We start from the raw sequence: 14,017 nt of genomic DNA on the forward strand, positions 1-14,017 counted from the left end.
TCGGTGTATGCTGGCGGCCTGCTCCGGGAGACCGCGATGAGACCGATCCTCACCCTGCGCCACTACAACCACGACCTGATCGTCCACAGCCATGACCACGCCCAACTGGTCTTCGGATTGTCGGGCGCGCTGGACTTCAAGGTGGAGGGGCGTGGCAGTCAGGTGGTGCAACAGAGTTTCGTGGTAGTGCCGGCCGGTGCCCATCACGCTTGCGACAGCCCTCGCGGCAGCCGGTGCCTGGTGCTGGACGTCCCGGATGATGAGTGGGTCGGCCAGTGCCTGGGGGATCACGCCGACGCCAGCCGGCGCTTGCTGGACAACACCGCCCGCCTGCCCCTGGATGCGGGACAAAGCCAGTTGGTCAGCTGGCTCGCGGGCAGTCCGGTGAACGACCCGCTGATTGCCCAGCAAGGTGCGGTACTGCTCCTGGCCAGCCTCAACGGCGCCCGCCAGGAAACCACCGGCCGCCGGCGCCTGCCCTACGCCGCCCTCGACGCGCACATCGACCAATACGCCGCCTACCCGCTGCAGGTGGCGGACCTGGCCCGAATCGCGGGACTGTCCGCCGCTCGCCTGCATGCCCGCTTCGTCGCCGAATGTGGACAAACCCCGATGGACTACATCCGCAGCCGCCGCTTGCACAAAGCCGTAGCGCTGCTGCGCGACTCGGACCTGCCCATCGGTGAGATCGCCCACCGGGTCGGCTACAGCTCCCAGAGCGCCTTCGCCGCGGCAATACTGCGCGAATTCGGTACCTCGCCGGGCAAACTGCGACGCTCACGCTAGCCTGGCGCTAAAAATCGCCAGGATCGCGACAGACAGCCACTCATCCAAAGGTTTAAATATTGATCCCTGTGGGAGCGAGCCTGCTCGCGAATGCGGTGTGTCAGTTGATAGAAATGCTGGCTGATAGGCCGCTTTCGCGAGCAGGCTCGCTCCCACAGTGAAAGTGATGGCTGATCTAAGGACTGCAATGACTCCCCGTACTGCCCTGGGTGCCCTGCACATTGGCGCACTGATGTTTGGCCTGACCGGCGTGTTCGGCAAACTCGCCGCCGCCTCGCCGGCGATCATCGTCTTTGGCCGCGCCGTTTTTGCCGTGCTGGCCCTGGCGGTATTCGCCCGCTTCGCCAGCAATACCCCATGGCAGAAACTCCGGCCGCGGGACGGCTGGCGGTTGCTGCTGAGCGGCCTGTTGTTGACCGGGCATTGGGTGAGCTTTTTCATCGCGGTGAAAATCGCCGGAGTGGCGATCGCCACGCTGGGGTTTGCCAGTTTCCCGGCCTTCACGGTGCTGCTGGAAGGATTGGTGTTTCGCGAACGGATTCGGGCCAATGAAATCCTGCTGGTGGTGTTGGTGAGCATCGGCCTGGTACTGGTCACGCCGGACTTCGACCTGGCCAGCGGCGCCACTGCTGGCCTGTTGTGGGCAGTGGCGTCGGGGTTGCTGTTTTCCCTGCTGTCGCTGACCAACCGTGCCGGCGCTGGCTTCGTGCCGCCCGTGCAGGCGGCGTTGTGTCAGAACCTGGTGGTGGGGGCATGCCTGTTGCCGATGGCCGCGCCACAACTAAGTGCGGTGCGCCCGCTCGACTGGCTGTGGATCGGCCTGCTCGGGGTGTTCTGCACCGCCCTGGCCCACAGCCTGTTCGTCGCCAGCCTGAGGGTGATCAAGGCCCGCACGGCGGCGGTGGTGTTCGCCATGGAGCCGGTCTACGGCATCAGCGTGGCCTGGCTGCTGTTCGGTGAGACCCCGACCCTGCGCATGTTGCTGGGTGGCGTGCTGATCATCGCCGCCATCGTGGTGTCGAGCCAGCTAAGCGGCGCGAAGAAACCGCTGGCAGGCAGCGAAGCCCCCTCTCACTGAACCCGGTCGTTGTGGCCCAGGTCCCGCTCCGGATCGATCCGGTCGCGGACCCGTTGTTTGAGCACCTTGGCCTCGGGGAAACCACCGTCGGCCTTGCGCTCCCAGATCTGCTCACCGTCGCAGCTGATGTGGAACACCCCGCCGGTGCCCGGCACCAGGGACACCTTGCCCAAATCGTCACCGAAGGTACTGAGCAGTTCCTGAGCCAGCCAGGCAGCGCGCAGCAACCATTGGCACTGGGTGCAATAGGTAATGATGACTTCCGGTTTTTGCTCGGTCATAGCAGGTCGACTCGTGGCTTCGAAGGCGCCGCCATGATACTCGCCTTTGACCGTTCGCCCCTGAGATTGACGATGCTCAATACCTGTGGGAGCGAGCCTGCTCGCGATGGCGGTGGCACATTCGACACCAATGCCAGCAGACCCACCGCTATCGCGAGCAGGCTCGCTCCCACACGGGAAGTTGTGCCTTCAGCGAATCCCGGCCAGTAACACTCGGGCGGTCTGTTTGAGGGGTTCGTCGCCTTCCTGGAGCAATTCTTCAAGCAGGGTGATCGCCGTCTTCAAGTCGCCATCATCGATGCAGTTCTGCGCCTGCTCCAGTTTTTCAGCGTGTTCCGGCGCTTCGGGTTCAAGGGACATGGACTCCAGGGACAGAGCCTCGGACTCGGGCTCGAAGGGCAGCGCTTCCAGCTCCAGCGACTGCTCTTCATCGGCAAACCCGTCAAGAAAGGCATCGTCCAGCGACTCGGTTTCCAGTGGTGCGCTCCATTGCAACTCCGGCTCGTCGAACCCCGAGAGCGACAACTCCTGGGAGACGTCAACGGCAGGCGTCGCGACGGCGGTTTGTTGCTCGGTGCTGTCCTGCTCATCGGTCAGGTCCCAATTGCTGTCCATGGACAGCGCATCCAGATCCAGCTCGAATTCGTCGCCGGGCAGGTGTACAGCCACAGGGGCAGGAACGGGGGCTTCAGGAGCTTGAGGCTCTGGTGGCGCCACCGCGGGCGCGGCAAGCACAGCGACCTTCGGATAACGCCCGCGGATATCCTCCAGCGTCCTGGCATCGACGCCCTGCGCCGATAAATGATGTTCCTGCGCCTGGAAGCCGATGGTATCGCCCTGCTTGCCCAGCACCTCCAGCAACTTGAGGCCCAGGTCGGTGCGCTCCGGTTCCGCCAGCAATGCCGCGCGCAACAACCCCGCGGCTTCAGTGAAGCGACCATAGGTCAGGTAGATCCCGACCCCCTCCAGCACATCCCCCAACGGCGCATCACCGTTATTGAACGACGAAGCGGCCTCGGGCTGCTTCGTCTCGGCCGCCGGTGCGTAGGTGTCAGCACTGTCTTCGAGCATCGGTTCGGGGCGTTCCGGCATCGGCTGTACGTCGGCCTGCTCCCGCCGACGACGGATGAACAGCAGCAATCCAAGCAACACCAAAAGCCCCACCAATCCCGCCACCCACAGCCAGTTGATGCCCTCGGGTTCAGGCTGCTCTGCCACAGGTTGTGGCGGTGTCGCCGGCTGGGGCTCAGCCATCGGCGCGTCTTTCGCCACCTCAGTGACGGCGGGCACCGATGGCGGCGCAGCAGACGTAGCCGGGGCCGGCGCGACCTCGGCCAGTTTCGCCTGCAACTCACTGATCTGCTTGCGCTGACCGGCAATTTCTTCGTCTTGTGCCTGAAGCCGGGACTGCAACTCGTCGATGGTTTTCTGTTGTTGCTGGCTCTGCAGCACGCTGGCGGCCAGTTGCTCGTCGGCGGCAACGGTGGCTGGCGTGGCGGCGGTTTCCGCCGGGGATGGCAATACCGCCGAGTCGGGCAGCAGCAGGCGCTGGCCGATAGAGAGTCGGTCGCTGCCTGGGTTCAGGGCCTGGATCCCTTGCATCAGCTCATGGATCGAAGCGCCACTGCCAGCATCGTGCAGGCGTTTGGCGATAACCCAGGGGTTGTCTCCCTGTACCACGGTGTAGCGCTTGCCTTGGGTCGCCGGAGGCGGCTTGATGGCCGGCGCTGACGGGGTCGATATCGAAGACCGGGGAGCGGCGGCTGGCTCGTCGGAAGCTGGCACGATACCGGGCGTACCCGGAGGGTCGATCAGCACGGTGTATTCGTGCAAGAGGCGCCCGTTGGGCTGATTGAGCTGCACCAGGAAATTGAGGAACGGTTCTTCTACCGGTTTGCTGGAGGTAACCCGAATGAAACTGCGCTCGCCGCGCATCACCGGGGTGAAGCGCAGGTTAGTGAGAAAGAATACCCGCTCCACACCGGCACGATTGAAGTCATCCGGGCTTGCCAGGCTGGCCGACAGGTCACCCTCGCTGAGCCCGGCCGCATCGATCAGGGCGATATCGGCGCGCAACGGCTGGTTGAGGGCGGAATGAAGCGTGATCTCTCCCAGCCCCAGCGCAGACGCCAAAACCGGATACCCCAATGCACCCAAGACAACTGACACGTTGATCCAACTGCGCAACGTGGACTGCAAACTTTCAAGCATGGGTATCCCTTTCGATTCGAGCGCTTCCAATACGATCGCTTAGTACTGGTTATAGTTCGCTAATCGCCGAATCTCAAAAGTCGGGATACCGCCGATATGCCTCAGGATTTTTCCAGATTGGCCAGGATCCTGCCGTGAACCCGCATGCACACACGCATGTCCTCTTCGTCGATGCCTTCGAACAGCTCCCGGCGCAATTGAGTGGCAATGGTTTCAATTTGTTCGATCAACGGCCGGGCCGGTGCGCAGAGCACGATTTTCTTGGCCCTGCGGTCCTCGGCCACGGCTTGACGCTGCACGAGCCCCTGGGTTTCCAGGCTGTCGAGCAAACGGGCCAGGGTCGGGCCTTCAACGGCAACGCTCTGGGCCAGTTCGCGCTGGGTCGGCGCGTGTTCGAAACGGGCCAGGTGCAGCAGCACCAGCCAGCGCGCCTGGGACAGGCCCAGCCCGGCCAGGCGCCGGTCCAGTTCGGCTCGCCAGCCCCGGGACATCTGCGCCAGTTGCATGCCAAAACGGTGTTGATCGGTTAACGACATAAAACACTCATCAGATCTGAAATAGGAGAAATACTAATTATTAGTCAGCTAAGCATGCACATTGGATTCAAGCAAGGCCCGGCCCGCACTGAATCGTTAAAGGCATGCAACTTACTGATCAGACTTCGAATTCCGACTGCAACGCGGCCCTCACGCAATACAGGACGCCTTCCGGCACCCGACCGGCAAACAGCGCCGCCACTTCCGCCACCGCTGGCAACTCACCTTCTCCATCCAGAAACGCATCCTGGACCTCGCCCATCAGGTCCTCGGGCAGGTCCAGAGCCTGTTCCAGCGACAATTGCTGCTGGCCAATGGCTTCGGCAAGCATCGTGTAGACGTTTTTCTCCGAACACTGGAGCTGCCCGGCGATCTGCAATGGCGTCATGCCGGCCCGGGCCAGGGTGATCAGCTCATGGCGCACATCGGCCACTGCCTTCGGCGCCTCGGCCTCGCCGCCCAACACCTGGAGGAAGGCTTCGCCATAGCGCTCCAGCTTGCGCGCGCCGACACCGCTGACCCGGGCCATCTCCGCCAGGGAAGTGGGTTGGCTGCGCAGCATTTCCAACAGCGTCGAGTCGGGGAAGATGACATACGGCGGTACGGCATGTTCCTCGGCCAGCTTGCGCCGCAAGGCACGCAAGGCTTCCCACTGATCGCGCTCTTCGCCACGGACCAGTTGGCTGGCCTGGCTCTTGCTGCTCTTGACCGCAGTCGCCGGCTTGAGATCGCGGCGCAGCTCCAGGCTCACCTCGCCTTTGAGCAACGGCCGGCAGGTTTCGCTCAGACGCAGGCCGCCGTAGCCTTCCAGGTCGATGTCCACCAGGCCACGGGCCACGAGCTGCCGGAACAGAGAACGCCATTCACTCTCGGAGCGGGCCTTGCCGACGCCGTACACCGACAGGTGCTGGTGGCCGAAACTGCGGACCTTCTCGTTGTCCTTGCCCAGCAGGACATCCACCAGATGCCCCACGCCATAGCGCTGGCCGGTGCGGAAAATGGTCGACAAGGCCTGGCGCGCCGGCTCGGTGGCGTCCCAGGTTTCCACGCCGTCGACACAGTTGTCGCAGTGCCCGCACGGCTGGGGCATGTCTTCGTCGAAATAGGCCAGCAAGGTCTGACGGCGGCAGCGGGTTTCTTCGCACAGCGAGAGCATGGCATCGAGCTTGTGCTGCTCCAGGCGCTTGTGGCGTTCGTCACCTTCGGAGTTCTGCAGCATCTGCTTGAGCATCACCACGTCTTGCAGGCCGTAGGCCATCCAGGCGTCGGCCGGCAAGCCATCCCGGCCGGCACGACCGGTTTCCTGGTAATAGGCCTCAAGGGATTTGGGCAAGTCCAGGTGCGCCACGAAACGCACGTTGGGCTTGTCGATGCCCATGCCGAACGCCACGGTGGCGACCATGATCAGGCCTTCCTCGTTGAGAAAGCGCTTCTGGTTATGGGCCCGCAGTTCGTTGGGCAGGCCGGCGTGATAAGGCAATGCCGGAAACCCCTGGTCGCAAAGGAATGCCGAGACTTCGTCGACTTTTTTCCGTGACAGGCAATAGACGATGCCGGCATCGCTGCGCCGTTCGGCGAGGAACGCCAGCAACTGCTTGCGCGGCTGCTCCTTGGGCACGATGCGGTAGAAGATGTTGGGGCGGTCAAAACTGGAGAGGAACCGCTCGGCTTCCTGCAAGTGCAGGCGCTCGACGATTTCTTCCCGGGTCCGTTTGTCGGCGGTGGCGGTCAGGGCGATGCGCGGTACATCGGGGAACAGCTCCGCCAGTTGCCCCAGTTGCAGGTATTCGCGACGGAAATCGTGGCCCCACTGGGACACACAGTGGGCTTCGTCAATGGCGAACAGGGCGATTTCCAAGCTCTGCAGGAAAGCCAGCATGCGCGGCTGTACCAGGCGCTCCGGGGCCAGGTAGAGCATCTTCAGCTCACCACGCCGGATCCGCGCCGCCAGGTCCCGCTGCTGCTCGGCACTCAGGGTGGAGTTCAGCGAAGCGGCGGCGACGCCCAGTTCCTCGAGCGTCGCGACCTGGTCGTCCATCAAGGCGATCAGCGGCGAAACCACCACCGCCAGGCCGTTGCGCAATAACGCCGGGACCTGGAAGCACAAGGATTTGCCGCCGCCGGTGGGCATCAGCACCAGGGCATCGCCACCGCTGGCCACGCGCTCAATAATGGCACCCTGACGGCCACGAAAACTGTCGTAGCCGAAGATGTCCTTGAGGACGCGTTGAGCCTGTTCGAGCATAGAAACTCCAAAAATCACCGAAACATCCCTGCAAGGCTGGTTCAGAACCGAACATGCTGCACCGGCAAATCGTAAGTGCGCGTTTCGAACCGGTGGGACACCGCAGGGCATCACAAAGCGCGGCAGTATACCCGAGGCCTTCTGTGCAGAGGGTGTTGCTGACAGGAGGTGTTCGAGATCCAGCAGGTCAGCCACAAAGACCCAGTCAGTCGCTGCGGGGAAGGCAAATCTGCCAAGCGGCTGGCCTGAGCGCTCAAGAAGGCCTAGAATTCCCGCATTGTTTATTCCCCCAAGGTAGCCCGTAATGTCCTTCGCTGAGCAACTGACCCGCCTGCAAGTCTTCCTCGACGCCGATGAGCTGCACGACGAAGCGCTGGACTATGTGGCCGCTCACGGCTACCTGACCGCCCTGTCCATCTGCTCCGAGCAGGTGCCGGACCGCGAGTGGATCGACGCCCTCTTCGCCGAAGAGCCGCATTACACCGACGACGCCCAACGCATCGAAATCGAAGCCACGCTGGTCGGCCTCAAGGCGCACATTGCCCGTCAGCTGGCCTCCGACGAAGAATTCGAGCTGCCCTGCGAGCTGGACCTGGGCGATGACCCGGACGACTCGGAACTGCGCGGCTGGTGCATCGGCTTCATGGAAGGTGTGTTCCTGCGCGAAGCGGCCTGGTTCGAAACCGCCGAAGAGGAAGTCAGCGAAATGCTGTTGCCGATCATGGTCGGTTCCGGCCTGTTCGACGAGCAACCGGAGTTTTCCGACATCGCCGCCGACGCCAACCTGATGGACGACATGATCGTACAGATCCCGGAAGCCCTCACCGCGCTGTACCTGCTGTGCAACGCTCCGGACGAGAAGCCGGCGATCCTCAAGCCTCGTCACCACTAAGACGCGGCCTATGGACAACCCCATAGGCAACCGCCCCCTGATGTTGCGCTACGTACTGCTGGCCATCGGCTGGCTGAGCGTGGCATTGGGGGTGATTGGAATCTTCCTGCCAGTACTGCCCACCACCCCCTTCCTGCTGCTGGCGGCGGCCTGCTTCGCCCGCAGCTCGCCACGTTTCTACCAATGGCTGGTGGAGCACCCGCGACTCGGGCCGTGGATCAAGGATTACCTCAGCGGCAACGGCATCCCGCTCAAGGGCAAGGTCTACGCCATCGGGTTGATGTGGGCGAGCATTCTGTTGTCGTGCTACCTAGTGCCCCTGCCGTGGGCACGGGGGTTCATGTTGACGAGTGCGGTGTTGGTGACGGTGTATATCCTCAAGCAGAAAACACTGCGCAAGCCCTGAAGGCAGCGGGTCGGGCAGTGGACAACGTCGAACAACACTAGCCACTCCGCCCTTGATCGTTCCCACGCTCCGCGTGGGAATGCCTCAACGGACGCTCTGCGTTCGGCTCTTGGAGACGCAGAGCGTCCCAGGCGGCATTCCCACGCAGAGCGTGGGAACGATCAATCAAATGCCATGGTCAGTGATCTGGCCTTCGAGCTGAACGGTTCCCGGCGGCATGTGGCGTTGGGTATCCAGCAATTGATTGAACTGGGCGCATTGCTCGCGAACCGGGCACTGGACAACGTCGAACATCGCTAGTCACTCCGCCCTTGATCGTTCCCACGCTCTGCGTGGGAATGCCTCAACGGACGCTCTGCGTTCGGCTCTTGGAGACGCAGAGCGTCCCAGGCTGCATTCCCACGCGGAGCGTGGGAACGATCGAAACCCGGAAACGACGGGTTTTGCCGTTTCAGCTCAGCTCACACCGTATCCACCTTCAACGAATGATCATTCAACATCCCATTGATAATGGTCGCCGTGTCCGCCCCGCCCGCAATCATCCCCCCTGCTCCCGGTGTCACGCCGTAGTGGCTGGCGAGGTCGACGCCGGCCAGGTCGATGGTCTGGTTCGGCGTGGCGCCGGCGGTGGCACTGACGTCGATGCTGGTGATGACCGATGCGCCGCTGCCGGTGACGGTGAAGTGCAGGTAGTCGTCCAGGGAAGCACTGGTACCGTTCTCTCCCAGCAGCAGTTGCGACAGGTCGAGTTTGTCGAGGCCGGGGGTGAAGTCGGTGACCACGTCATGACCGCTGTTGCCCACCTGCCACTGGAACGTGTCGGCGCCGCTGCCGCCAGTAAGGGTGTTGTTGCCCAGGCCGCCGATCAGGATGTCATCGCCGCCACCGCCATTGAGCACGTCATGCCCCAACCCGCCGTCGATGCGGTTGTTGGCCCCGTCGCCGGTGAGGGTGTCGTTGAAGTTCGAGCCGACCAGGTTCTCGATACCGCCCAGGGTGTCGGTACCGGCGCCTAGCGTGTTTTGCGCGGCAAGCAGGCCCAGGTTCACCGTGACACCGGCGGTGGCATGGGCGTAGCTGGCGGTGTCGTTGCCGGTGCCGCCATCGAGCAGGTCATTGCCTGCGCCGCTGTAGAGCAAGTCATTGCCCGCTCCGCCATGCAAGGTGTTGTTGCCCGAGCCGGCATTGAGAATATCGTTGCCGTCCCCGCCGTTGAGGAGGTTGTCGCCATTGCCGGCCAACAACACGTCGTCTCCCGTGGTGCCGGTCAAGGTATGGCCTGACTGGTAGCTGATGCTCACCGCCGCACTGTCGCTGCCGCCGTGGTTATCGCTGGCGGTGTAGCTGCCATGGTAATCCGGCGTGCTGTCCTGGGCGCCGGCGTAGTTGACGGTCAGGGTCAGTTGGTAGTTTTCCGCGGCGTTGGCGTTGCCGCCACCGGGATTGGGGATGTTGGTGACGTGGATCTGGTAGTTGCCATCCGCCGCTGCGGTGAACGAAGCCCCATCGTTGATCGCAATGAACGGTCCGCCATTGAGGGAATACTCCATGGCGATATGACCGGCCGACAGATTGTGGTCCAGGGTCAGGGTTTCGCCCTGTTTGAGGCTGATGTTGAGACGATCCTCATCGTTGGTGTTGTTGTTGGACACCATCCCCAGTGCACCGCTGACCACCAGCACCGCCGTCATGGCGGCGGCATTGGTGACGAAGGTACTGCGGTCGAGGTTGATCGACTGCACGTTGTTGCCGGTGAAACTGACCGTGCCAGTGCTGCCGGTGAAGTCCGCGCCTTTGGCGACCCAACCGGTGTTGAAGCTGGTGGGTGAAGCGGTCATCGGATCGCCATTGGCGTCGCTGTCGTTGCCCAGCAGCAGTTCCCCCGGTACCACGATATTGCCCGACAGCACGTTGGTGATGATGTGGTCGTCCATCGCCACGGGTGGACTGTCGGGCACGACTTTGATCACCAGGCTGGAGCTGGCCAGGTCACCATCGTTGTCGCTGACGGTGTAGGCGATGTTTTCGCTGATCACCGTGCTGGTGGTGGTCTGTGAGGTGTAGCTGTACTCGCCGCTGTCGAGGTTGATCACCAGCGTACCGTTGTGGGCAGTGGCGATGCTCACGGTGTTGTTCACGCTGTTGAACATGCCATGGTTGGCCCCGCCACTGACTGTCAACGCACCCTGCCCACCGTTGGCGGCCGGGTCGTAGCTGTATGTGGTGCCGTCGACCACCAGGCTTTTGACATACCCGCCATCGGCGCCGAACGTACCGCCCTCGCCCAACAGGTTGCCGGTGACCGGCACGCCTTGCACGGTGCCGGACAATACCGAATTGAGCTGGTTGAGATCGGTCACCACCACGGCGTTGGTGTTGGTATGGGTGCTGCCGTCGTAGGCCAGTGGGTCGAGGTTGGCATTGCTGACGCCGCTGCCCAGGCCGATGGCGTAGTTCTTGATGCCGTTGGCGTCGAGGAAGGCTTTCCAGGCGGCTTCGTCTGCCGCACCGGTTTCCTGGCCCGACGTTGGTTTGCCGTCGGAAAAGAAATAGCCGATGTTCTGCGCCCCGGTCAGTTGCCCGGAAGTGACGAACGCGGTCTTGGCTGCCGCGACCGCAGCGTCATAGTTGGTGCCTCCACCCGCCGACAGGCTGGTGAGCAGTGTCTTGGCGGTGGCCACATCGACCCACACCGAAGTCTGGTCGGTGGCATTGCTGCTGAAAGTCACCAGCTGGACTTTCACATCCCCCAAGTCGTCGTATTTATCGAGCAAGGCACTGATCGCCTGCTTCGCCAGGTCCAGCCGCGACAGCCCCGGTACGCCGGAGTCATCGGCCATGCTGCCGGACACATCGAGCACGATCAGCAGGTTCGAATCGATCTCCACCGCCGTCACTGAACGCTCGGATGCGACAGCGGTGGGCACATCGTCGACGATGCTCACCACCAGGCTGCCGGTAACGTGGTTACCCAAGGAGTCTGTGGCCTGATAGGTGAAGCTTTCGCTCAAGACGTTCGGGCCGTCATTGGCGTGGGGTGTCGTCGTGGCGGGCGAGGTCAGGGTGTAGGTGTAGGAGCCGTCAGGATGGAGCAGCAGTTGACCATAAGCCCCCGTGGCGTTGCCCACCAAGGTGAAGGTCACCGCGCCAGTGGCACCCGACACCGAATCGACAAGGCTGCCGCTGGCCGTTTCGCCGGTGCCGCTCGGGTCGCTACCGGTGACCGTGCCGGGTGCCAGGTCCTGGCCGTCTTGATGCAGGTCGAGAGCTTTTTCGTAGACGGTAATGTCGTGGTCGGTTTCGGCGACAAGGCAACTGTCGTGCACATTGATGGTGATGGTGGTGGTGCTTTCATCTCCATCGCCATCGCGCACGGTGTAGGTGAACACGTCCGTGGCGCCCGCTACACCGACGCTGTCCGGGTTACTGTGGTAGACCGCGTTGCCATTGGCATCCAGGGTCAGGTAACCGTAGGTACCGTTGATCTGGGTGTTGAGGCCGCCAATCGCCGGCGTGGATGTGTCGCTGCCGCCGCGTACGCCGACCACCGTCCCACCGTCGGCACCGAGCACATCGTTATCCAATACGTTGCCACTGACTGTCCCGCCCTCCACCACCGAGGTGATATCCGCTCGGGCCTCTGGCACATCATCGACGATGTTGATGACGATGGTACTGGTGACCGTGTTACCCAAGGAGTCCGTGGCTTGATAGGTGAAACTTTCACTGACCACGTTCGGGCCATCGTTGGCATCGGGCGCTGTCGTGGCGGGCGAGGTCAGGGTGTAGGTGTAGGAACCGTCGGGGTTGAGCAACAACTGCCCGTGGGCGCCGGTGGCGTCGCTCACCAGGGCGAAGGTCACGGCGCCAACGGCACCGGTCACCGCTCCCACGAGACTGCCGGTGGCGGTTTCGTTGGTGGCACTCGGGTCACTGCCGGTGACCGTGCCGGGGGCCAGGTCCTGGCCGTCCTGGTTCAGGTCGAGGGCTTTCTCGTGGACGCTGATGTCCTGATCCGGCGTGGCGACAAGGCAGACGTCGTGTACGTCGATAGTGATGGTGGTGGTGCTTTCGTCACCGTCGGCATCGCGCACGGTGTAGGTGAACACATCGGTGGCGCCAGGTGCACTGACGGTGTCCGGATTGCTGTGGTAGACCGCGTTGCCATTGGCATCCAGTGTCAGGTAGCCGTAGGTACCGTTGATCTGGGTGTTGAGGCCGCCGATCGCCGGAGTCGAGGTGTCGTCACCGGCGCGTACGCCGATCACCGCGCCGCTGGCAGCGGGCCCATCGGCACCGCCCACGTCGTTGTCCAGGACATTGCCGCTGACCGTCCCACCTTCATTCACCGAGGCGGAATCGGCGTGGGCGGTGGGCAAGTCGTCGACGATGTTCACGTCGAGATTACCGGTGGCCGTGGTGCCGTTGTCATCCGTGGCGACGACGGTGAATTGCTCGCTGAGGCTGTTGGCACCGTTGGCGTTTGGATGGGCTTCGTTGTCCAGCAGGGTGTAGCTGTAGCTGACTACCCCGGTGGCCGCATTGAAGCCGGTGATGGTCAGGGTGTTGCCCAGCGCCGTGGTGATGGACTGTGGAAAACCTGCCGCCACGCCGCCGGTGATGACATTGATGCCGCCGACGCTCAAGTCCTGTACACCGTCCAGCGCGGTCACGGTGAAGGTGCCGCTTTGGGTCAACGCGGATGCATCAGGACTGCTGCCGTCGCTGAGGTTTTTCTCCTGCACCGTCAGCTCGCCGCCCTCGGTGTCCAGGCCGGTGATGATCACCGGATCGTCGTTGTTGTGCACTTGCAGCACCAGGTTCGCAGTGCTGGTGTCACCGTCTGCATCGGTCAGGGTGTAGGTGAAGGTTTCAGTGCCGTTACCGCCACCGTGCAGACCTTTGAAATCCGTGTCGGCGGGGTTGAGGGTGTAGGTGTAGGAACCGTCGGTGTTGAGCACCAGGGTGCCGTAGGTACCGGCGAACGTGCCCGGCGTAATGGGGCCCGAAGCGACGTGGTCGGCGCCTTCCGTGTCGTTGGTCAGCACACTGCCGGTCAGGGTCAGGCTGGTTTCCGAGGCAGTGCCGGCGTTGCTGTCGTCCACCGCATGGGGCAAGTCATCGACGATGTTCACGTCCAGATTGCCAGTTGCCGTGGTGCCGTTGTCATCCGTGGCGACGACGGTGAATTGCTCGCTGAGGCTGTTGGCGCCGTTGGCGTTCGGGTGGGCTTCGTTGTCCAGCAGGGTGTAGCTGTAGCTGACCACCCCGGTGGCCGCGTTGAAGCCGGTGATGGTCAGGGTGTTGCCCAACGCCGTGGTGATGGACTGTGGAAAACCTGCCGCCACCCCGCCGCTGATGACATTGATGCCTCCGACGCTCAGGGTTTGCACGCCGTCCAGCGCGGTCACGGTGAAGGTGCCGCTTTGGGTCAGCGCGGATGCATCCGGGTTGCTGCCGTCGCTGAGGTTTTTCTCCTGCACCGTCAGCTCGCCGCCCTCGGTGTCCAGGCCGGTGATGATCACCGGATCGTCGTTGTTGTGCACTTGCAGCACCAGGTTCGCAGTGCTGGTGTCACCGTC

The 14,017-nt window shown here is 63.0% G+C and carries 9 protein-coding genes and 1 pseudogene; 5 read left to right on the forward strand and 5 right to left on the reverse strand.

Annotated features, from left to right (window positions below):
* The first annotated feature begins 36 nt into the window (after positions 1–36).
* Together CGA22_RS04075 and CGA22_RS04080 are read left to right on the forward strand one after the other, a co-directional pair.
* Positions 37–786, forward strand: coding sequence for a helix-turn-helix transcriptional regulator (locus CGA22_RS04075; protein WP_041023347.1), 750 nt, complete (start codon positions 37–39; stop codon positions 784–786).
* Positions 787–973: 187 nt separating this feature from the next.
* Positions 974–1,864 (forward strand): DMT family transporter, encoded by an 891-nt coding sequence (locus CGA22_RS04080; protein WP_041023346.1) that lies wholly within the window; start codon positions 974–976, stop codon positions 1,862–1,864.
* Here CGA22_RS04080 and CGA22_RS04085 read toward each other — a convergent pair.
* From CGA22_RS04085 to recQ, 4 genes are all read right to left on the reverse strand, one after another.
* Entirely contained in the window at positions 1,858–2,145 is a 288-nt protein-coding gene (locus tag CGA22_RS04085; RefSeq protein ID WP_024778616.1) for a SelT/SelW/SelH family protein, read from the reverse strand. The genes CGA22_RS04080 and CGA22_RS04085 overlap by 7 nt on opposite strands.
* Before the next feature lie 189 nt (positions 2,146–2,334).
* Positions 2,335–4,356 (reverse strand): FimV/HubP family polar landmark protein, encoded by a 2,022-nt coding sequence (locus CGA22_RS04090; RefSeq protein ID WP_041023345.1) that lies wholly within the window; start codon positions 4,354–4,356, stop codon positions 2,335–2,337.
* Between the two features lie 101 nt (positions 4,357–4,457).
* Complete coding sequence (locus tag CGA22_RS04095) at positions 4,458–4,892, reverse strand: MarR family transcriptional regulator (protein WP_041023344.1); 435 nt, start codon at positions 4,890–4,892, stop codon at positions 4,458–4,460.
* A gap of 118 nt (positions 4,893–5,010) precedes the next feature.
* Positions 5,011–7,137: a DNA helicase RecQ gene (gene recQ, locus CGA22_RS04100; protein WP_041023343.1), complete on the reverse strand. Its 2,127-nt coding sequence runs from the start codon at positions 7,135–7,137 to the stop codon at positions 5,011–5,013.
* A gap of 304 nt (positions 7,138–7,441) precedes the next feature.
* On the opposite strand from recQ, the gene CGA22_RS04105 reads away from it, so the two are divergent.
* The 3 genes and pseudogenes from CGA22_RS04105 to CGA22_RS27070 form a co-directional block, all read left to right on the forward strand.
* Positions 7,442–8,029 carry a YecA family protein gene (locus CGA22_RS04105; protein ID WP_041023342.1) on the forward strand — a complete coding sequence of 196 codons (588 nt, stop codon included), beginning with the start codon at positions 7,442–7,444 and terminating at the stop codon, positions 8,027–8,029.
* A gap of 10 nt (positions 8,030–8,039) precedes the next feature.
* Positions 8,040–8,435 carry a YbaN family protein gene (locus CGA22_RS04110; RefSeq protein WP_041023341.1) on the forward strand — a complete coding sequence of 132 codons (396 nt, stop codon included), beginning with the start codon at positions 8,040–8,042 and terminating at the stop codon, positions 8,433–8,435.
* Positions 8,436–8,600: 165 nt separating this feature from the next.
* Positions 8,601–8,735 (forward strand): annotated as a pseudogene (locus CGA22_RS27070) (DUF6124 family protein); the annotation flags it as partial.
* 161 nt (positions 8,736–8,896) lie between these two features.
* Here CGA22_RS27070 and CGA22_RS04115 read toward each other — a convergent pair.
* Positions 8,897–14,017, reverse strand: a 5,121-nt coding sequence (locus CGA22_RS04115) for a beta strand repeat-containing protein (RefSeq protein WP_188258483.1), incomplete at its 5' end; no start/stop codon positions are given.

Source organism: Pseudomonas sp. PSB18, from assembly GCF_014596565.1.
Classification (GTDB): Bacteria; Pseudomonadota; Gammaproteobacteria; order Pseudomonadales; family Pseudomonadaceae; genus Aquipseudomonas.

Excerpts from the sequence above, each read along its gene's own strand:
- CGA22_RS04110 (WP_041023341.1), top strand. The coding sequence starts at position 8,040 with ATGGACAACCCCATAGGCAACCGCCCCCTGATGTTGCGCTACGTACTG.
- CGA22_RS04105 (WP_041023342.1), top strand. The coding sequence starts at position 7,442 with ATGTCCTTCGCTGAGCAACTGACCCGCCTGCAAGTCTTCCTCGACGCC.
- CGA22_RS04075 (WP_041023347.1), top strand. The coding sequence starts at position 37 with ATGAGACCGATCCTCACCCTGCGCCACTACAACCACGACCTGATCGTC.
- CGA22_RS04095 (WP_041023344.1), bottom strand. The coding sequence starts at position 4,892 with ATGTCGTTAACCGATCAACACCGTTTTGGCATGCAACTGGCGCAGATG.
- recQ (WP_041023343.1), bottom strand. The coding sequence starts at position 7,137 with ATGCTCGAACAGGCTCAACGCGTCCTCAAGGACATCTTCGGCTACGAC.
- CGA22_RS04090 (WP_041023345.1), bottom strand. The coding sequence starts at position 4,356 with ATGCTTGAAAGTTTGCAGTCCACGTTGCGCAGTTGGATCAACGTGTCA.
- CGA22_RS04085 (WP_024778616.1), bottom strand. The coding sequence starts at position 2,145 with ATGACCGAGCAAAAACCGGAAGTCATCATTACCTATTGCACCCAGTGC.
- CGA22_RS04080 (WP_041023346.1), top strand. The coding sequence starts at position 974 with ATGACTCCCCGTACTGCCCTGGGTGCCCTGCACATTGGCGCACTGATG.